At 44.6% G+C, this 20521-nt stretch carries 15 protein-coding genes and 3 pseudogenes; 13 read left to right on the plus strand and 5 right to left on the minus strand.

The window, feature by feature from the left end; translation table 11 throughout:
• Positions 1-30: 30 nt before the first annotated feature.
• The 4 genes from NSS79_RS16760 to NSS79_RS16775 all read left to right on the plus strand — a co-directional run bounded on the left by NSS79_RS16760 (position 31) and on the right by NSS79_RS16775 (position 4120).
• The gene (locus NSS79_RS16760) at positions 31-840 is read left to right on the plus strand and encodes a histidinol-phosphatase (protein ID WP_076111959.1); all 810 of its coding nucleotides are present in this window, start codon (positions 31-33) and stop codon (positions 838-840) included.
• A gap of 291 nt (positions 841-1131) precedes the next feature.
• Positions 1132-2226: a methyl-accepting chemotaxis protein gene (locus tag NSS79_RS16765; RefSeq protein WP_342440233.1), complete on the plus strand. Its 1095-nt coding sequence runs from the start codon at positions 1132-1134 to the stop codon at positions 2224-2226.
• A gap of 22 nt (positions 2227-2248) precedes the next feature.
• Positions 2249-3028, plus strand: coding sequence for an MgtC/SapB family protein (locus NSS79_RS16770; protein ID WP_342440234.1), 780 nt, complete (start codon positions 2249-2251; stop codon positions 3026-3028).
• Positions 3029-3094: 66 nt separating this feature from the next.
• Complete coding sequence (locus NSS79_RS16775; RefSeq protein ID WP_342440235.1) at positions 3095-4120, plus strand: LacI family DNA-binding transcriptional regulator; 1026 nt, start codon at positions 3095-3097, stop codon at positions 4118-4120.
• Between the two features lie 50 nt (positions 4121-4170).
• Here NSS79_RS16775 and NSS79_RS16780 read toward each other — a convergent pair whose 3' ends face one another.
• The 3 genes from NSS79_RS16780 to NSS79_RS16790 all read right to left on the minus strand — a co-directional run bounded on the left by NSS79_RS16780 (position 4171) and on the right by NSS79_RS16790 (position 7286).
• Positions 4171-4587 carry a substrate-binding domain-containing protein gene (locus NSS79_RS16780; RefSeq protein ID WP_342440236.1) on the minus strand — a complete coding sequence of 139 codons (417 nt, stop codon included), beginning with the start codon at positions 4585-4587 and terminating at the stop codon, positions 4171-4173.
• Positions 4588-4744: 157 nt separating this feature from the next.
• Positions 4745-5938, minus strand: coding sequence for an enoyl-ACP reductase FabV (fabV, locus tag NSS79_RS16785; RefSeq protein WP_342440237.1), 1194 nt, complete (start codon positions 5936-5938; stop codon positions 4745-4747).
• Between the two features lie 1033 nt (positions 5939-6971).
• A complete protein-coding gene (locus NSS79_RS16790) occupies positions 6972-7286 on the minus strand; it encodes an IS110 family transposase (RefSeq protein WP_342440238.1) in 315 nt (104 codons plus the stop codon).
• A gap of 247 nt (positions 7287-7533) precedes the next feature.
• Here NSS79_RS16790 and NSS79_RS16795 point away from each other — a divergent pair, with 247 nt between their 5' ends.
• From NSS79_RS16795 to NSS79_RS16830, 8 genes and pseudogenes are all read left to right on the plus strand, one after another.
• Positions 7534-9246, plus strand: coding sequence for a histidine kinase (locus NSS79_RS16795; protein WP_342440239.1), 1713 nt, complete (start codon positions 7534-7536; stop codon positions 9244-9246).
• Positions 9243-10649, plus strand: coding sequence for a response regulator (locus tag NSS79_RS16800; protein ID WP_342440240.1), 1407 nt, complete (start codon positions 9243-9245; stop codon positions 10647-10649). The genes NSS79_RS16795 and NSS79_RS16800 overlap by 4 nt, the downstream gene beginning before the upstream one ends.
• 366 nt (positions 10650-11015) lie before the next feature.
• Positions 11016-12752 carry a sugar ABC transporter substrate-binding protein gene (locus NSS79_RS16805; RefSeq protein ID WP_342440241.1) on the plus strand — a complete coding sequence of 579 codons (1737 nt, stop codon included), beginning with the start codon at positions 11016-11018 and terminating at the stop codon, positions 12750-12752.
• Between the two features lie 60 nt (positions 12753-12812).
• Entirely contained in the window at positions 12813-13727 is a 915-nt protein-coding gene (locus NSS79_RS16810) for an ABC transporter permease subunit (protein ID WP_342440242.1), read from the plus strand.
• 13 nt (positions 13728-13740) lie between these two features.
• On the plus strand, positions 13741-14634 hold the full coding sequence (locus NSS79_RS16815; RefSeq protein ID WP_342440243.1) for a carbohydrate ABC transporter permease: 894 nt from the start codon (positions 13741-13743) through the stop codon (positions 14632-14634).
• A 61-nt stretch (positions 14635-14695) separates the two neighbouring features.
• A pseudogene (locus tag NSS79_RS16820) lies at positions 14696-16136 on the plus strand (alpha-glucosidase).
• A gap of 70 nt (positions 16137-16206) precedes the next feature.
• Positions 16207-16562 (plus strand): annotated as a pseudogene (locus NSS79_RS16825) (alpha-amylase family glycosyl hydrolase); the annotation flags it as partial.
• A gap of 1054 nt (positions 16563-17616) precedes the next feature.
• Positions 17617-17997 carry a DUF488 domain-containing protein gene (locus tag NSS79_RS16830; RefSeq protein ID WP_342440244.1) on the plus strand — a complete coding sequence of 127 codons (381 nt, stop codon included), beginning with the start codon at positions 17617-17619 and terminating at the stop codon, positions 17995-17997.
• Between the two features lie 58 nt (positions 17998-18055).
• Here NSS79_RS16830 and hmpA read toward each other — a convergent pair whose 3' ends face one another.
• Entirely contained in the window at positions 18056-19237 is a 1182-nt protein-coding gene (hmpA, locus tag NSS79_RS16835) for an NO-inducible flavohemoprotein (protein ID WP_342440390.1), read from the minus strand.
• 151 nt (positions 19238-19388) lie between these two features.
• Between hmpA and NSS79_RS16840 the strand changes: the two are divergent.
• Positions 19389-19817 (plus strand): annotated as a pseudogene (locus NSS79_RS16840) (Rrf2 family transcriptional regulator); the annotation flags it as partial.
• A gap of 13 nt (positions 19818-19830) precedes the next feature.
• Here the strand turns inward: NSS79_RS16840 and NSS79_RS16845 are convergent.
• Positions 19831-20250, minus strand: a complete 420-nt coding sequence (locus NSS79_RS16845) for a hypothetical protein (protein WP_342440245.1) — start codon at positions 20248-20250, stop codon at positions 19831-19833.
• Between the last annotated feature and the right edge of the window lie 271 nt (positions 20251-20521).

Consider the following 20521-nt stretch of genomic DNA (forward strand, 5'->3'; position numbering starts at 1 on the left):
ATTGTTTAAGGAAGATTGGAGGAGAAGCAGTTGTTTGATTTGCATACACATCACGAACGATGCGGCCATGCTGTAGGTTTGCTGGAGCGATATATAGAGAACGCAATTTCAAAAGAAATAAAGATTCTTGGAATTTCGGATCATTCACCTTATTTTTTCTCGGAGGAGGACAGACCTTTTCCGGGACTGGCAATGGCCAAAAGTGAATTTTTCAAATACGTAGAAGAAATTATCAGGTTGAAGAAGAAATACGAGGATCGCATTGAGCTGCTGATTGGCGTGGAATCGGATGTTTTTAAAGAGCACATCGATTTATATGGCCAAATCTACAGCCGATTTCCTCTTGACTTTGTAATCGGATCGATCCACTTTACATCCCCATCTTGTATTATGAGAGGGCTGGACTGGAGTATCGCTTCCGAGGAAGAACGTGAAGCAGAGTTCAGGCGGTTTATTGAACTCATACAGCTCACTGTTCAAAGCGAGTGGGTTAACATTATCGGACATATGGACAGGTTCAACCGGGGATATCAGTCATTTACTGATTTGTACAAGCCACATATCGCTCCTACGCTTAAAATGATGGCAGAACGGGGCGTGGCTATGGAAGTGAACACAGGCGGCTTCCGGACGGCTTTAGAGGACTGGTATCCAGCGATGGATGTGATTGAGCAAGCCCACTATTATGGGGTGGAAATTACATTTGGTTCGGATGCTCATAAGCCTGAGCGGGTCGGCAATGAATGGGAGCAGGTTCGTGACACACTGGAACATATAGGCTATAAAAGATGGGTTATTTTTAAACAACGGAAGCCGTATTATTTAGATCTCAAATCCTAGAAATCTGGAGGAGTCCATGAAAAACAGAATGTCAGGTGCGAGATTGCTCGGCAGCCTTAAAAGATCGGTCGGAATAAAACTCTTTTTCATGTTTTTTTGCACTATAGTTGTACTGGTATCCATACTTGGAGTAGCTTCCTACACTGTCTCAAAGAATGTTATTAAGAAAAAGGTTGCTGCAGCCTCGTTGCAAACGGTTGTACAGGCGTCAGACAAGCCAAAAACATTATCCAAATCACGATGATTATCGCCATACTCTCTGCTCTTGTAAGCATTGGTATTGGATTGATTATGATACGGATGGTAGCTAAACGGCTGGTTAAACTCTCATCCTTGATGGAAGAAGGGGAAAAAGGGAACCTGTCCGTGCGTACGAATTTTAAGGGACAGGACGAAATTGGCCGACTGGGACAAAGCTTTAACCAAATGATGGGACAAATTTCCCTGCTGGTGGAGAAAACCAATGATTCCGCGCAACATGTATTGCAAACCGCATTTGAGTTGTCTGAAGTTTCCCAGAACACTTCCACGATGGCGAAAGAGGTCGCTGTCGCAGTCGAGGAAATTGCACAAGGGGCAATGGGGCTTTCGATGGAAGCAGAGAACGGGATGAATTACGCTGACAACATCGGGATGAATATGAATAAAGTAATTGATTTCAATTCAAAGATGGAAGGCGCGGCTGATCGGGTGTATCAAATCAGTAATGAGGGAACCGAATATATGGGTGATCTCATCACAAAAACGAATTCGACTGAAGAATTGACCAGATCCATGATAGGTAAAGTGGATAAGCTCAAAGACAGCACAAGCTCGATTCGAAAAATTCTGGATGTGCTCACAACAATGGCACAGCAGACGAATATTCTGTCCTTGAATGCGTCAATAGAGGCGGTCAGAGCCGGTGCGGCAGGGAAAGGATTTATGATCATCGCGGATGAGATTCGAAAACTTTCGGATCATTCCAAAGTATCGATAAGCGTTGTTCAGAACATTACAAACGATATTCAAAAGGAAGTTGAGGAAACGGTTGATTTATTGCTTACGGCTTCTCCGTTGTTAACCGAGCAAATTCGCTCGGTCAAGGAAGCCTCAACTATCTTTGACAGCGTTCGTGAGGAGATGGGCTTGTTTATCCAGGAAAGTGCATCATCAACGGCTTCCATCAGGGAGCTAAATCAATCACAGCTTATATTATCCGAATCAATAAGCAATGTAAGCGCAGTGGCCGAGCAATCATCAGCAGCCTCGGAAGAAGTAGCTTCTATAGCGACCGAGCAATTAAATATTAGTGGAAAACTGGTATTCCTTTCTGACAAATTGGAGAATTTGTCAGAGACGCTTAAAGAATCCCTGGTTCAATTCCATACGAATAGGGGAGAGTGAATACGAAGGGAAGTGGAAGTGAATGAGTAGCGCAAGCTCAGCTATATGGCACATCAGCTATTGGGATATGACGCTGCGAATTCTGATGGCCTTATTACTGGGCGGATTGATCGGATTTGAACGGGAAGTCAATAACCATGCGGCCGGATTCCGGACCCACATTCTTGTTTGCGTCGGTTCTGCAACAATTATGTTGTTGTCCATCTATGGATTCAGTGATTTCGCGGATCAGCCCTATGTCAGAATGGACCCTGCACGGTTAGCGGCTCAGGTCATTACAGGTATCGGATTTCTAGGTGCAGGAGCAATTATTCGCACGGGTTCGTATGTTTCCGGTTTGACTACAGCGGCTTCCATCTGGGTTGTGGCAGGCATCGGCCTTTGTGCCGGTGCAGGGTTTTATTTCGGAGCTGTTCTGGCTGCTTTTCTTGTACTCGTCAGCTTGTTTGTATTCAATAAGTGGGAGAAATACATGTTGCGTAAATATCGAAAATATGAAATGAACATCAGAATGTATAATAGACAAGACTTATTAGCACAAATTGTGGCTGAATTAGGGACCCAAGGGATACAAATTTCTGAAATGCTGGTTCAATCCAGCCAAAAGAAGGAAGAAAATCAGCAGACAGTCCTTGTTCGCTTAAATGTCAAACTGACCCGCGGGGATAAAATTATGAGTGCGGTTAATAGAATCTTCACTTTTGAAGATGTTCTGTCGGTTGAAATACCTAATTTCACCAACCTTTCAAAAGAAACCGTTGATTGGGGTGAATCAACAAAGAGAAAACTGGATTTAAACTGAATATTCATAGTAGAATAAACAGATAGGGAATGTTGTTATAGAAAAAAGTTCTTTCATTTTTCGGGGGTGGTTGAAATCACTACTATAAAAGACGTAGCTCTCCTAGCGGGTGTATCGCCCGCGACTGTTTCCAGAGTGATTACCCAAAAGGGCAATATCGCTAGCGAGACCAGGGCTAAGGTTTTCTCTGCTATGGAGCAAATAAATTATGTACCGGTACAATCTCAATTACAGCATAAATCCGGAACGATCGGCTTCTCGATTGCAAGAGATCCTAAGGAGATGCTCGAGAATCTATTTTTTAGCGATGTGCTGTGCGGGATTTCGAATGCGGCGAAAAAGTTAGATTATAACGTACAGTTCTCGCTTTATTATAATGTTGAAGAACAAATCGAGAAGTCGATTCAATTGTTTAAGAAGAACCAGGTAAAGGGATTTATCTTTACAAGCGTGAGGTCTTCGGATAAGGATTTATTGTTAAATAGCATGCAGGAGAACAATATTCCTTTTGTCATGATCGGGAGCAGTCTGAACCACAATGTATTTTCCGTACACAATGACAATATCCGTGACAGTTATATGGCGACCCGATACTTGCTTGATAAAGGGTACCGCAATATTTTGTTCCTGACAGCGAACGTGAAGCAGGATTTCACTTACGATCGTATTCACGGCTATCAGAGAGCTATTGAAGAGAGTGTGGAAGAGGCTTCTACGAACATCGTTTACTCCAGTAACGAAGAGGCAGACATAACGAATGCGCTGGACAAAGTTCTCGGAGAAGGGACCAGCTTCGATGCGATCCTGACGATGGAACCTATTGTGTCTCTAATCGCGACGAAATATTGTCAACGCAAGCAGATGAGAGTGCCGGAAGACGTCGGTATGCTTACCTTCAATGATGCAGCCTATTTGGATAAAGTGTCGCCATCAATTACCGGCTTGAACCTCAATCCATCAGTGCTTGGAGCCGAAGCATTCCAGCTCGTATATGAGTTGATATATACTAATTCGCCAGCCTTAGTACACAAGAGTGTAACAATTCCCTCGGAAATTATCGAACGGGAGTCCACGAATCGTATTGTTGTTTAGATCGCTGTTCTATCACTATAATTAAATGAAGCACCTAGCTTGCAGAATTTTTATATTCTGTGAGCAGGGTGCTTCTTTAGTTCGTTCGGTATGGTGTGGCCTGTAATTTGACAGGCCAGATAGGTTCGGGTCAGATCGTCCTGTGAAGCACACAAGAAGGCAGTAGGGGCATAGCGGTTAATCTTTTCCTGCCATTTGCCTGTCCGTTTATCCTGCGGCCCATCCAGCTCAAAGATATGGAACTCATCTAAGGGTAAGCTCATTCTAGCTTCATCTATTGCAGTGTTCAAGGCTTGCCAGCGCATCCGGTATCCCCGGCTCTGCCGGATATCTCCGATATACATGATGCGGCGGTGTCCCATGGCAATTAAGTGCCTGGTTGCTTGGTGCATAGCGTCATACACATTCCAGATCACGCTGTCCACACCTGCTCCCGGAGGCGGGAAATGAAGCAGAATGGGCGGCATGGGCAATCCAATCAGACGGGCTTCCAGGGCTTCAGGGATAACCGGAATGATGCTCCGACTTCAGTCCCAGGTCAGTCGCGATCAAGAATATAAAGCGGCGTCCCGCTCCCGCATAACAGCACTTCTTTCTTATCTAGTTATGTGATGCATCTCAGACTTATTGATATAAGTTTGGTATAGCGACTTCCGGGTTCGTGTCCGCTTCGTAGTTGATATCTGCGTTCTCAAAGCCAAACAACTGGAAGAACTCTCTGCGGTAGCCTTGCAGGTCGGTAAGTTCATTCATATTCTCTGTGGACAAAAGGTTCCAGATGCGGGTTACCTCAGCTTGAACGGCAGGCGACATTTCCCAGTCATCAATACGAATACGTCCTTCCTCATCCAGTGGAACTTCTCCATCAGTATACAGACGATCTGCAAACAGGCGGTACGTCTGTTCAATACAGCCTTCATGCAGTTCTAGTTCCTTCATGACTTTGTACAAGACTGAGATGTATAAAGGAACAACCGGCAAGGCGGAACTCGATTGGGTCACCAACCCTTTACTAACCACGACGAATGCGCGACCGCCATGAAGCTTCATCTGCCCGTTAAGCTCTCTGGCGGTGGCTTCCAGATGATCCTTAGCCCGGCCGATGGTTCCGGAGCGGTAGACCGCATCCGTAAGCTCCGGCCCGATATAGGAGTAAGCTATCGTTGTCGCATCGTCTGCCAGTACACCCGCTTCCCGGAGAGCATTAATCCACAGCAGCCAATCTTCACCGCCCATCACTTTGACCGTGCCGCGGATTTCCTCTTCTGTGGCAGGCTCAATAGATATGGTGCTTACTTCACCGGTATGGAAGTCTACCGTTTTATTAGTGTAGGTGCGCCCGATGGGCTTCAGCGCAGATTGATACACCTCACCGGTCTGCGGATCACTCCGTCGTCCAGTAGAAACACTGTAGACCACAAGATCGACCTGTCCCAGCTTCTGGCGGATCAGCTCAATCGTTCGCTCTTTGGTTTCTTGCGAGAAAGCGTCACCGGCGACACTGTATGACTGCAGGCCTGCTTCTTCGGCAAGCCGTTCAAACGCCGCTGAATTATACCAGCCAGCGGATGCAGTCCGTTTTCCGGTTGGACTACTCTGCCGGTACACGCCCACTGTGCTTGCGCCCGCACCGAAGGCAGAAGTAATTCGGGAAGCAAGACCATATCCGGTTGAGGCTCCAATTACCAGAACATTACGGGGGCCCTGGATCTTCGGCCGTTTTGTTATCGCTTGTATTTGCTGCTTAACTTGGCTGGCGCATCCCTCTGGATGTGCAGTTGTGCATATGAAGCCGCGTGTTCTTGGTTTGATTATCATGGTCTATGCTCCTCACTTTATGTATATTGACGTGACAGGAAACACTTGTTTGTATTCAATACTTTTCATATGTTTATTACTGCAAATTCGACAAAAATACAATATACTCCCTTTTTATTTCAAATGCACAAAAGGAAGCTATTCCTAAATTTTGAATGGTGTCTAATAAAGACTATTAAAAAAAGGGGGAGGGTGGTGGCTTTTTGGAATACAGGACCAATTGAAAATATCGCATGAAGTCCTCCGTAGTGAACAATCTGATTCGTCTGAGACAAAATAAATCATTGAGTGAAAGATGAAGGACAGTTGAATCAAACAAGGAGTAGTTTGCCACGGCAGAGCTGCTCCCTTGTTTTCATTAACCTCAAATTAGGTAAGAGGCTGGTGCAACAATCAGAGTAGGATTAATCTCCCGTGAGTGCTTCCAGATAGGAGTGACAATCTGTGATGCACCGCGATCGTTGGAGTCAGACTAACGGATGGGCTCGTTGGCACCATAGCTTATCCACCTTCTTCTTCCAGCCATAGTAGCAGTATAACAGATACATATATTTTCATCATCTGTGGTGCGTCGTTTGCGCTGCATGTATGGCTAACGGGAAACGATAGTTGAAAAAACCAAACCAACTCGGCAGCCGTCCAAAAGGAACGGCTGCTTTTGATTGAACTACTATGAAAATTCATTGCACCAAAGTGTGGAAAAAGGCAGCACTAAAGAAGACGCAGCTCGTTCGTTTTTTAAAAGGGGAGAGCGCCAGAAAAGCTTTTTATTGCAGCTTTATACAGATTAAGAGCCTTCTGGTTTAGTGATGGTAATGGAGTAGCCTAGTCCTTCAAGTCTGCGTAAAGCATGTCGCACAATGGACTGTTCCCTTTGCTTATCAAAGTAGTCTTCCCATAGATCAACATACATTTCTTTACGAGTTAGAAGGTAATAGGAGATTCTCAACATGGCATGGGCGACTACTATTCCTGCTCGTTTCCTTCCTTTCCGTGCAGCTGTACGCCTATAAAGTGCACCGAGGTAGTTCTTTTAACCTTTTACGGAATGAGCAGCTTCAGTTAAGCCTGATCTCAAATATTTATTGCCCTTTTTGGTTTTAGCCGATTTCCTTTTGCCCGCACTTTCGTTATGGCCAGGAACAAGTCCTGCCCAGGAACACATATGAGCTGCGCTTGGAAACTGGTTTTTAATATCAGTACCGATTTCAGCCAGGATTTGTTCGGCCATTCGTGTTGATATGCCTGGAATTGAGTCTAATCGTTCGATATCTTCTTGGTAAGGATATACTCGCCGTGCAACTTCTTGATCCGCTGCATGGTTGGCTAACGGGCAGCATTGTGGCACCGTTCAGTATGAAAGTGTTTGACTAATTTGAATATCAATCTATAATTATGAAAGAAAATTGGACTTGGACAGGACACAGACAGATTGTCCTGATTTGTGCCCTCCTGAATGGATTGAAATACCGGCATGCTTCAAAATGGCCGGGGGCTATGAGGAAAACGATAATCGGTATAGCTGTATGTATATTCACAGAAGCTTCCATAAGTAGGAGCTTGTTGTTTCATTTTTAGAAGGAGAACAGGTCAAAATGACACTTAAAAAAAGAATCTTTTTATTGTTCTTTCTCAGTGCGTTTATCCCCTTTATCAGCATATTTGCAATTTCTTACTATACCATTGACTCCATTTTCGCAAATAAGATCGATGATGGCATCCGTAGCAATTTACAGGAGGTGACATCCTCATTGGAGAATTCAATCACCAATCTGAATCACGTTACGCAGCAATTGTCTTACAGTGGCACTGTAGGCAAAAGGATGGATGGATTTTTGAATCCGTCCTCCGATATCTTCGAATTGATCGAGGCCAGGGACGAATTAAAGAGCGAGTTAAGCGTTGTCACGTTTACCAATCCAAATATCGGTTTGATCTTATATTACTTCCAGAAAGAAGGCACTACGCAGTTCGGTAACTTTCCGATCAAGGATCATTTTTCTCCTGAGTCTTTGCCTGTGCTCTTCCAAACCTATGGAATTAAGTACTATGGTCCCCATATCAGCATGAATCAATTCGATGACAAACTCGTTCTGTCTGCTATGCGAAGAGTACAACTTCCCAAAAGGGACGATGCATACATTTACGTAGAATCCGGCTTTCGTCTTACAGAGGATATCTTGGGTTACAATCAATACAAGGGCGCTTTATCTCATCTGATCCTGGATGGAGAAGGCAACATTGTGTACAGTGAAATACCGGAAGCCATGAAGGTCGGGGAGAATTTCTCCAGCTTAACAGTCGACCCTGTGAAGGACGGAATATCCCGCGGGTACCACTGGTTTAAAGAGGATTCCTCACAGAAATGGAGTGTCGTGTCGGTTATTTCACAGGCTCAATATCAACAGGAGAAAAACCAGTGGCTGCTTCAAATATTGCTGGTCGCTTTATTTTTCCTTGGCTTTACCGTATTTCTTGCTTGGCTTCTGTGGAAGATGGTCTACAAACCACTCGGACTCTTCCATTCCGAAATCAATGGGATGTCCAAGAATCCACAATCGACAGGGAGCCGAGCTCGAACTCAGATTCCCGAATTTGATTTTCTGCTGGGTGAATTTTCCAATATGCAGCATCAAATCGGTAACCTCTTCAAGGAAGTGCAGCAGAAAGAGAAGATTCGTGCAGACCTGGAAGTGGAAAAACTGCTCTATCAGATCAACCCGCACTTTCTGATGAATACGCTGGATACGGTGCACTGGCTGGCCGTCATGAACGGACAAGGGGAGATCGACAAGCTGGTGCAGTCCTTGAACAAGCTGTTGTATTACAATTTGGGCAAATTAGGGCAAGTATCCACGATGGAAGAGGAAATTGATGCGTTAAGGCAGTATCTGATTTTGCAGCAAATTCGATATGACTTTGAATTTGACGTCCGCATTACTGCAGATGAACAAGTGCTTCAAATTCCTGTGCCTCGCTTTATTTTGCAACCGCTGGTTGAAAATTCGCTATATCATGGATTGAGTGACGAAGGTTTTATTCAAATTGAAGTTACACGCACTGAAACGTTGAACATTATGATACAAGATAATGGTGCAGGCATGACCGAGGAAGCCATTCATAAACTGCTGAACAATCGTGTAGCTGAACAACAAAAAGTAGGGATGGGTATAGGACTCAATTACGTTCACCGTATGTTGAAGGCACAGTACGGGGATCAGGCACAACTGGTGATCGAGAGTGAAGTGGGAACGGGGACAAGCATACTGCTCATATTGCCTATTAAAGGAGAAGATATCCCGGCATGATTAAGGTATTGATTGTGGATGACGATAAGCTGGTACGCAAAGGCATTAGCTCTGCGATGCCATGGAACGAGTTCAACATGGAAGTTGTAGGAGAAGCAAGTAACGGGGCGAAAGCACTGGATTTTCTGAAATCCCAACCGGTCGATCTAATGTTGACGGATCTTGCCATGCCGGTAATGTCAGGGATTGAACTGATGCATGCTGCGAGGCAGCTCTATCCGGAACTTCATATCGTTGTGTTAACACTGCATCAGGATTTCGATTATATCCAGGAAGCGCTCAGGCTGGGAGCCATCGACTATATAGCCAAAGTCCAGCTGGAGAAAGAGCAATTCGAACATGTTCTGCATCGGATACATACCCGAATTAACGGGTTGACGAACACGAAAATAAAGATGCCTTCACAGAATGCAATTAATGTCCATTATCGAAATGTGTATGCACTTGTTTCACTGGATCGCAAATCAGAACATACGTGGACAATGGAGCTAACTGCGCATGAAGATGAGATAAGGTGGGAGGTTGAGCGGAATAGCTGGATGTGGGCAGTACCCCAGTACGAAGAGGATCAACTATTTCATCAATTAAAGGAATCCCTGAATCAAGTCCCCCAAAGTACGTTGTTGGTTTTGTCTGATGTACAAGAGCGAACGTGGTCGCAAATCAAAAACTGGATTATGAATTATACAGAGACGTCTTTATTCTATGCGTACAACCCCAGTGACCAAGTCATTCCCGTTTCGATGAAAGAGGGAGACATATTTTCAAAAGAACCGCAGGATGAGGACATTGACCGGATTAAGCAAAGTTGGTTCCAAACACTATGGACCCATCATGACAGTTACTACAACCAACTTATTGACCAGTTCAAATCATTACGATTACATAAAGGTCAGTTGATGGGATTGCTGTACTCGATCGTTATGGAGTGGAACCACCTTTTTGCCCAAACTACGCTTGGAAGAATCTCCATGATCCATTCTTTCGAGTCCTGGTTCGAGGTCGAAGAGTGGATCAAGCAGACTGCTGCAGGCATTCGAAAGACCGATGAACAGACTTCATATTCACCGGAAATCATCGATGCCGTGAAAAAAGCGGTGATGATCGTGCAACATGATTTGGAGCAGGCATATACAGCTTCAGGTCTCTCCCAACAACTTAACATCAGCCGAAGCTATTTCAGTCAATGTTTCAAAGAACTGATGGGGAAAACCTTTAATGAGTACTCCCGGTTCATCCGGGTAGAGAAGTCCAAAGAGTATTTGCTCAATACGAACAACACGATTTTCTGGATTGCGGAGCGAGTGGGTTATACGGATGAAAAATATTTCAGCCGGATTTTCCGTGAACTGACAGGTCTTCTGCCAAGCGAGTATCGGCAGCTAGGCAGAGGAAATAAATAGCGGATATCTTCCCAATGACCGGACATCCATTTAATGAGAAAAGTGACCGTATTCCATGATCGTTGTAGGCTGTCATGTAAATGATACGAAAGACATTTTATCGATTTTTGATAAATGAAGGCCGACAGCTTCCTGTTTTAGGAGCTGCCGGCCTTTGTTTTTGATCAAGAATAAGGATAGATAGACGAATGTAGGTCAGTAGGTAGGGTATATGCTCACAAGCTAACCAATGTATTATAATACCGACTGAAAACTGTAACCATTTCTCTATCCAAACGGACGTGCAATCCCTATCTCGATTGGTCTTCACTCTATTTTATAATGAAAGCGTAAACATAATTGATAATCAAAGGGGAATCGAACTAGATGAGAACAAAATGGTCCATGAAAAGCAAACGGTTGACGAAACGTCTGGCCGTGCTGTCCATGTCTGCCTTGATGGTTGCAACCCTCGCGGCATGTGGAGACTCTTCCAATCCTCCTAGTGCAGAGGAAGCAGGCAAATATGAGGTAACGCCGGGAGATCCGTTCAGTGCCTATAAAGACGAAATCACCGTAACCATGGGACGGGTGACCACAGCCAACCCAAAACTGCCGGCTGGAGATACCTATGAGAACAACGCGTATACTCGGCTGGTCAAAGACACGTTTAACGCTCAGATTACAGATCAATTTGAAGCCAATGGTGAAGATTATAGCCGTCAAGTTTCGCTCGCCATCGCCTCCGGGGAATTGCCTGACATGATGCGCGTCGATTCCAAAGATGAACTGAAAGAACTGGTGGATAATGATCTGATTGAGGATCTGACAGCCATTTATGATCAATATGCTACGGATAACATCAAGCAGATGTACGATTCCTATGATGGCCGTGCATTAGACAATGCGACGATCGATGGACGTTTGATGGGCCTTCCGGCGACTTCCCTGGATTCCGCACCAACGATGGTTTGGGTCCGTCAAGATTGGCTGGATCTGCTGGGAATTCAACTTGATGTAGACGGAGACGGGACCATCTCGCTGGATGAAGTGGAGAAGACGGCGCTGGAATTCCTGAAAAGAGATCCTGGCCAATCCGGGAACCCGGTAGGTATTCCATTTGTGAACACGCTGAATACAACAGATTATAATGGCTCTGCTTATACCATGCTGGGTGTTGCCTCAACCAAGGGAGCGTTCCCGCAATATTGGATCAATGGTGAAGAGGGCAAAATCGTGTATGGTTCCACGACAGAAGAAACCAAGCAAATGCTGGGCATCATGGCGGATTGGTTCAAGAATGGCATCATTGACCCGCAATTTGGGACCCGCACGTTTGATGACATTACTGCACTCTACACCAATGGCCAAAGCGGTATCGCTTTTGGACCGTGGCATATCCCTGACTGGGGACTGATCAGCGTGAAGAAGATGGATAAAAATGCAAAATTCTCGGCGTATACGTTGGAGGATGCAGACGGCAATGTCAACGTGGCACATGCCAATCCATCCAATCAGTTTATCGTGGTGAGAAAAGGATATGAACACCCTGAGCTGGCCGTTAAGATTGTAAACCTGTTCTACGATAAACTGGCTAATGATAAAGATGCCGCAGCAACCATGCCGGAAGCTGCCAAGTATCAAGAGACCGGGGTAGACGGTTCTACGAGACCTTTTAATATCGAAGTCAACTCGGCTACATCGCTGCTGGATGATTACTCTGACGTCGTTCGTGGGATTAAAGGAGAGATTGGCGTGGATGAGGTTCGTACAACCGAATCGAAGAACAATATCGGAAGCATCAAAACCTATTTAAGCGACATGGATACGGATGACGCGACTGCTTGGTCGAAATATCATTCGCGGATCAACGGAGTTGGACTGATCGACAAACTGACACAGGAAAACAAATTCGTCTGGATGACACCTACTTTCTCTGGAACTACATCAAGCATGAAACAGACGTGGGCCAATCTGACGAAGTTGGAGCAGGAATCGTTTATCAAAATCGTGACCGGTTCAGAACCGCTCGATTACTTCGATACATTCGTCAGCAATTGGAAGAAACAAGGTGGTGATCAAATCATTCAGGAAATTGAAGACGAGGTCGCATCAAAACAATAAACATCATGAACAGTGGCAGGGCTGCGATACGCAGCCTTTCTTCGAGAAAGGGGTTCATCCATGAAACAGGAAAATTTGAAAGCAAGGGGCCGGCTTGGCGAAGGTGCCATGTACCATATGATGATGCTGCCAGGCATTTTGTTTTTGCTTATATTCAGCTATGTTCCAATGGTCGGCATCATTACGGCCTTTCAGGACTATATACCCGCCAAGGGCATGTTCGGCTCCGAATTTGTAGGGCTGAAGCATTTTATTTATATGTTTAAGCTGCCGGATATCGCGCAGGTCGTCAGCAATACGTTGGTGATTGCTATTGGCAAGATTCTGCTCGGAACGATGATGGCCATCATTTTTTCTGTTTTGTTAAATGAAATTCGTATTAAATACGTAAAAAAATCCGTGCAGACGATTGTTTATCTGCCGCACTTTCTATCTTGGGTTGTACTGGCATCCGTCGTTGTCAACATGTTTAGTTTGGACGGAATTGTAAATCAAATGTTGGCGTTCTTTGGCCTGGAAAATATTAATTTCCTTGGCAGCAACACCTGGTTCCAGCCACTGATTATCGGAACAGACGTGTGGAAGGAGTTTGGTTACAGTTCCATCGTCTATTTGGCTGCTATTACGTCGATTGATCCCGGTCTGTATGAAGCGGCAGGAATGGATGGAGCCAGTTGGTGGAGAAAAGTATGGCATATTACGTTGCCGGGCATGCTCCCTATTATTCTGCTCATGGGTGTAATGAGCCTGACCAATATTTTGAGCGCCGGTTTCGATCAAATCTATAATCTGTATAACCCGGTTGTCTATGAGTCGGGCGATATTCTGGATACCTATGTCTACCGGATCGGTCTCGTTGGGCGACAGTATAGCTTCGGTACGGCTGTTGGCTTGTTCAAGTCCGTGATCGGCATTGTTTTACTCTTGTCTGCCAACCAGTTGGCCAAAAAATATACGGACCGAAAAATATTCTAAGGAGGCAAAACCTGTGTCCTATTCTGCAAACTTTAAAGATCGAATTGGCCGGTTTGTCATCTATGCCATCGTCATCATGCTAGCATTGGCCTGCCTTCTTCCGTTATGGAATATCGTTGCCATTTCATTCAGTAGCAGCGAGGCGGTATCAGCGAATGCTGTAGGTCTCGTTCCGGTCAATTTTACAACTGCAGCGTATACCAAAATTATTGATGATCCACAGTTCTGGCGTTCCTTTGGCATATCTGTTCTACGTGTCGCGCTTACCCTTGTGCTTAACATGACTCTGATTATTTTGATGGCTTATCCGTTATCTAAATCGAAAAGGGATTTTAAAGGCAGAAACATTTATATGAATATTATGATTTTTGCCATGTTGTTCAGTGGAGGCATGATTCCGAGTTACCTGCTGATCAAAAACCTGGATATGTTGAATACGATTTGGGCACTTGTTCTGCCAGGCGCTGTCCCGATATTCAGTGTCATCCTCGTGATGAACTTCTTCTCCGCTGTACCTAAAGCGCTTGAAGAAGCAGCGTTCATCGATGGGGCGAATCCGCTCCAGGTCTTGTTCAAAGTGTATGTTCCTGTGTCCATTCCTGCGCTGGCAACAGTCGCTCTATTCAGTATCGTGGGTACATGGAATGACTTCTTCAGCGGTTTGATCTATATGACCAAAGTCAGCAATTATCCTCTAATGACCTATATCCAGTCCCTTAACGTGAATATTGCCGATTTGCTTCAAGCCGGCACGAATTCCAGTGAGCTCAGCAACCTGACTGAAATTTCGAAAAAGAACCTGAATGCGGCCAAAATCGTAGTCGCTGTCATCCCGCTATTGCTGATTTATCCGCTGCTGCAAAAATACTTTGTGACTGGCATTGTCGTAGGATCCGTCAAAGAATAACGAGATGCTGTGAGTTGATGTAAATAAACACGTTTCGTGTGAAAGAGAGGTTGAATGGAACATGAAAAATAAAAAATGGTGGAAAGAAACCGTTGTATATCAAATATATCCACGGAGCTTTCAAGATAGTAACGGAGATGGAATCGGCGACTTGGAGGGCATTGTGTCCCGATTGGATTATTTGCAGGAACTCGGCATCGGTTCGATTTGGTTATCACCCGTTTGCAAGTCCCCTCAAGATGATTATGGGTATAATAAGGAGAGATGGCGTTGAAGGAACGCCTCCGAACGACTTGGGGTCCACATTCGGTGGATCAGCCTGGGAATGGGTGCCTGAGATCGGGCAATATTATTTACATCTATTTTCTGTAAAACAGCCGGATCTTAACTGGGAAAACCCCAAAGTCCGGCAGGAGATATACAACATGATCTATTGGTGGATCGACAAGGGTGTTGGTGGTTTTCGACTTGATGTGATCGACTTAATCGGTAAAGAACCGGATTTGAAGATTACGGGAAACGGGCCTAATCTGCATAAATATATCAGGGAACTGAGCAAAGCGACGTTTCAAAAAGCGGAAGACCTGCTAACCGTTGGAGAAACATGGGGCGCCACTCCGGAAATCGCCAAACTGTACAGCAACCCGGACGGCAGTGAGTTTTCAATGGTATTTCAACTTGAACACATCGGCTTGGATGAACAAGAAGGCAAAGGAAAGTGGGATCTAAAGCCTTTAGATGTTATGTCATTAAAAAAAGTGCTGTCCAAATGGCAGACGGAGCTCAAGGGTGACGCCTGGAACAGTTTGTTCTGGAATAACCACGACTTGCCTCGAATCGTTTCACGTTGGGGAAATGATGGAGAATTCAGGATCGAATCAGCTTAAATGTTGGCCACCCTTCTTCATGGCATGCAAGGTACACCATACATTTATCAGGGTGAAGAATTGGGCATGACGAATGTTCAATATGCTATTGAAGATTATCGGGATATAGAATTGCTCAATTTTTATAAGGAAAGAATGGGGAAAGGTTATCCTGAACGCAACGTTATGGAGTCCATCTACGCCAAAGGACGCGATAACGCACGAACACCTATGCAATGGGATACTTCCGATAACGCTAGTTTTACACGAGGGGAACCATGGATTAAGGTGAATCCGAATTATAAGCACATCCATGCCGAACAAAGTTTGAATAACCCCGAATCCATATTCCATTATTACCGGAAGTTAATTCAATTAAGGAAAGATCATGAAGTAATCGTATATGGTGAATATGAGCTGATCTTTCCAGAGAATCAAGACGTGTTTGCATATACCCGAACATTGAATGGTACCAAAATTCTTGTCGTATGCAATTTCAAAGGATATACGACCGAACTCCCGCTTCAGGGACAATTGGCACAGACGAATCAGCTGTTGATATGCAATTATACAGGTGATATGACGGAGAGCGAATTGCGTCCATACGAAGCAAGAATGTACCTTAGCCATGATTAAAGCATAATACGTTAAATAAAGTTTAGTCCTTTAGAAAGAAGGATTCTATCAAATCTATCCCAGAAGTTTTATGGATTCCAACGAAGATGAGGTTGGTGACATTATGGGGATTATTTCAAAACTGGATTATATTCAAGATCCGGTATTGATCTGATATGGATCTGCCCGATGTATAAGGCACCCAACGATGATAATGGTTATGACATCAGCGATTACTGTTCCATTATGGCTGAATTCGGCACGATGGCGGACTTTGATCAATTACTAAATGAAGTTCATCACCGCGGCATGAAACTTATTATGGATTTGGTGATCAATCATACAAGTGACGAACACCCGTGGTTTATAGAATCCAGTGGTTCGCTGGATAACCCTAAACGAGATTGGTACATCTGGAGTTATGATAGAAGAAATAACGGAAAAATTAAAAAGAAGATTTGGAAAAGTGAATTTGATCCGTCTAACAGGCGGATACACTAATCTTACATTTCTTATCGAGGGTATTGGTAATTTATTGGCACTTCAAATACATACCAACCACTTTAATGAAAATGGCAAAGGGATAAGAAAAAGTAATATTGCTATGTTAAAGGAAAAACGAATGGGTTAGACGTTTAGAGTGGACAATTAATACAGATTTTTCTGACGTATGTCAAATGATTTCTTAACGGTCTACATAAAAGGGGAATTCTATCCAAAGAAAAGCCAAATCCATTGTTAGGATTGGCTTTTCTTCTTTATATGCTGATATATATTTTGTGGTCAAACTGTACTTTGTGTTAAGAACGTAAGACGAAGTTAGCTGGTGTTTATTTTGTTCGTTGATGGTTTGAGAATCGGGCATACATAAAATAATCCACCGAATTAAAACAAGCTTTTTTTCTGCAGCGTGTCTAGTAGCTAGGACGGAAACGCGACTTTTTTAACATGTCTAACTTATATGCATTGATTTGTTCAGATGTACAGGAATGATAATACTACTATATCCTACTATGAAATTGGGATGAGAATGAGCGGATTCTACAGCGGTTGGAAGTCCAAACATTCTCTGTAGTCACGGCCAATCCCCATATAGAAGAAATGTTTATATAAAGGATATTCTACAGCGTCCGCGAATTAGACACTATCCGGAATTTCGAAAGCCCGTATTAACAGGGGGATACGAATAGAACTCCGGCAAGCATATTAGTCGTAGACAACATCAACGTGCTGCATGAGGTAGTGCTGAATTGGCTCTGCTCAATTGGGCTTGGGCCAGCCTCGCCCCGCTTAAGCGATTGCCAGGACATCATAAAGTAGATTTATTGAAAGGTTTCTGATTGAGCTTGTTCAGGAGTGTCGTACTTAGACTCCTGAATAAGCTCTCTCTTTATGGAGGAGTTGCCGGAAACTGGCACCACAAATCGAAGCTTTTATTTATATACTTAATAAGCCTTGATTGTTTATAATATGATGACAAAAACAAGGAGGATCGTTAATCATGGTGCTGCATAAAAAACAAAATAATCATCTCAGGCTGAAGCGGATTTATGAGGAAGCTGAGCCAGAGGATGGGTACCGGATACTGGTAGACAGGCTGTGGCCCCGTGGCATTTCCAAACAAAAAGCCGCAATTGACGAATGGATGAAGGAGATTGCCCCCAGCCCGGAGCTGCGAAAATGGTTCGGCCATGAGCCAGGGCGGTTTGCGGGATTCACAAGCAGCTATATCAAGGAGCTGGAGGAAGACCCGGAGCGCGGCAGACTTGCTGCAAAGATTGATGAACTGGTGCTGGAACAAGTGGTTACTTTGGTCTATGGAGCAAAAGATCCCGTTCATAATCATGCGAACGTCCTGCTTGAATGGCTTGTTTCCCGATAAAATACAGGCCGCCCCCAGATCGACTAAGATCCGGGAAGCGGCCTATGTGTTTTTATTACTAGTTGTTGTCCAACTGCAGGGCCGGGCCGAAAAACTCATAATGAATTTGTTCTTCTTTCATTCCGAGCGCATGCAGTTCACGAATCATCGCTTCCATAAAAGGTACCGGACCGCAAACATAGGCATCCCCTGTAATGTCTACATATGTCTTTAGGACTTCACCTGTAATTACTCCATCCGGACCACCGGAATAGAAGGTTTTGGTCTTAACATTGCTCATAGCAAATGCATGTTTCTCGACATCTTTACGGAAAGCGGCCAGTGCTTCATTCCGCGCAGAATGCAGGAATACAGTCGGCCGGTCCGGCGTAGTTGCCGCAACGGTTTCGAACATGCTTATCATCGGCGTGATGCCTACACCACCAGAGATAAAGGCCACAGGCGTTGTTTTGGCGGCATCCAGTAAAAACTCACCCGCCGGAGCGCTTACTTCGACGGTATCTCCTTCTGCAACCTGCTCATGAAGATAAAGCGAGACGACGCCATTCGGATCATTATCGGCTTCGCGTTTCACGGAAATGCGGAATTCATCCGCTTTTGGCGCTTGCGAAAGGCTGTATTGGCGGATCATGGTGTACTTCTCGCCAGGTATTAAGACACGCACAGAGATATACTGTCCTGGCTTATAATCCGGTACATTGGAACCGTCTGCCGGTTTGAGGTGGAACGATGTAATGTTGGTGCTTTCTTGTACTTTACGCGCAACAGTGAACGGTTTGAAGAAATTCCAGCCATTTTCCTGTTCACGCGCTTCTTTATACATGCTGTCTTCAACGCCGATAAAGGCACCTGCGATGACACCGTAGGCTTCTTCCCATGCTTTGAGAATTTCATCAGTGGCGGCATCACCCAGCACTTCCTTGATGGCTTTCAGTAAAAATTCGCCGACGATCGGGTAATGCTCCGGTTTAATGCCAAGACTGACATGCTTGTGTGCAATCTGGACAACCGCAGGCAGGATATTCTCAAGGTTGTCAATGTGGACGGCTGCTGCGTACACCGCATTGGCAAGTGCAGCTTGCTGGCGGCCTTGCGCCTGGTTGGCATGGTTAAATACATTAAGAAGTTCTGGATGGGCTTCGAACAAATTCCGGTAAAACACTGATGTAATGGTTGTGCCATGTTCGGCCAATACGGGTGCTGTGGATTTGACAATATCCCTGGTTTCCTGTGATAAAATAACGATCAGCTCCTCTCAAATGTTACAAATTTAATATATACTCATTTTAAGTTAAAAGATATATTTTAAATACCACTTTAACAAAATGGACAATATATATGATATTATTTGTAATAAATATCACTTACTATACCTACAATTGGAGGGAAATATGAGACTTACTTTGTATACAGATTTTTCTTTGCGAATCCTCCTCTATCTTGGATCAAAGCAGCGAAATGAGCTTTCAACCATACAAGACATATCGAACGCTTATCATATCTCCAAAAATCATTTGATGAAGGTCTCACACGAATTAGGAAAGGCGGGATATATTGAAACTGTAAGAGGGCGGGGGGGAGGTATACGGCTTGCCCGGACACCTGAAGAGATAAACATTGGGGAGGTCGTACGCCGGATGGAAGACGACTTCTATCTTGTCGAGTGCTTCAATCCTTCAGGCGGCAGCTGTCCGATCTCCCCGGTTTGTGGACTTAAAGGAGCACTTGCCAGAGCGCTTCAAGCCTATCTGCAGGTGCTAAATGAATATACGCTGCAGGATTTATTAATCAACAAAGATGACCTGCGTGCTATTCTTCAACAGCAGGAGAAGGTCACACCTCCGCTAACAACAGCTGTTCTTCATCCCGGCTATGAATGGAGTTCACAACCAACAGGGCATGGAACTGATGAATCACCTCAGGAGTGAGTCCGTCTTCAGCAAGCATTACTTTCACATCTTTTACTATGATTCGCAGCAGTTCATGATCACGTGTCAGCTGCTTAACTGCGTCTTGCAAGTGGGGATTCTTATCGGCTACTTCCTGATAGAATCCGTCTTCCTCCGCATCGGCGTGGCTAATGATTCGTGTCTCCCAATACTCAATCAAATGATCGGCCGCTTGGCGCGCCACCTCGAATTCTTTTGCTTCCAGAAGTTCTTCCACTTCTTCAGTTTTAGCTATAGCACCGGACAGCCCGCCTTGATGAATGGCATGATGGGCGTGCAACTGGCGCAATGAAGGACCTGTCATGTGGCTCATCCTCTCGTTTTTTTTCAGTATAGCACACCAGAATGCAGTGGAATTCCCGCTAAGGAATTCCCCGGATCACAAACAGGGAACTCCCTAATAGGAGCTAATATCCTTAATCATCAAGTACACCGCACAGCTTTTCTCTCAGCGAGGAAGGCTTTTTTTGCTTTTTATTCAGATCAAGGGAATTCCCGCGGCGCAATAGGCAATTCCCTAATGGGAAGTATCGCCAGGGGGATCCATAATGAGATTAATTGAATGAATGTATATT

Origin of the sequence: Paenibacillus sp. FSL L8-0436 (genome assembly GCF_038593025.1) — a bacterium.
Classification (GTDB): domain Bacteria; phylum Bacillota; class Bacilli; order Paenibacillales; family Paenibacillaceae; genus Paenibacillus_AQ.

Coding starts and splice junctions, on each gene's coding strand:
- NSS79_RS16770 (WP_342440234.1), top strand. CDS start 2,249: ATGAGTAGCGCAAGCTCAGCTATATGGCACATCAGCTATTGGGATATG.
- NSS79_RS16805 (WP_342440241.1), top strand. CDS start 11,016: ATGAGAACAAAATGGTCCATGAAAAGCAAACGGTTGACGAAACGTCTG.
- NSS79_RS16800 (WP_342440240.1), top strand. CDS start 9,243: ATGATTAAGGTATTGATTGTGGATGACGATAAGCTGGTACGCAAAGGC.
- NSS79_RS16765 (WP_342440233.1), top strand. CDS start 1,132: ATGATACGGATGGTAGCTAAACGGCTGGTTAAACTCTCATCCTTGATG.
- NSS79_RS16830 (WP_342440244.1), top strand. CDS start 17,617: ATGGTGCTGCATAAAAAACAAAATAATCATCTCAGGCTGAAGCGGATT.
- fabV (WP_342440237.1), bottom strand. CDS start 5,938: ATGATAATCAAACCAAGAACACGCGGCTTCATATGCACAACTGCACAT.
- NSS79_RS16780 (WP_342440236.1), bottom strand. CDS start 4,587: ATGCCGCCCATTCTGCTTCATTTCCCGCCTCCGGGAGCAGGTGTGGAC.
- NSS79_RS16845 (WP_342440245.1), bottom strand. CDS start 20,250: ATGACAGGTCCTTCATTGCGCCAGTTGCACGCCCATCATGCCATTCAT.
- NSS79_RS16810 (WP_342440242.1), top strand. CDS start 12,813: ATGAAACAGGAAAATTTGAAAGCAAGGGGCCGGCTTGGCGAAGGTGCC.
- NSS79_RS16795 (WP_342440239.1), top strand. CDS start 7,534: ATGACACTTAAAAAAAGAATCTTTTTATTGTTCTTTCTCAGTGCGTTT.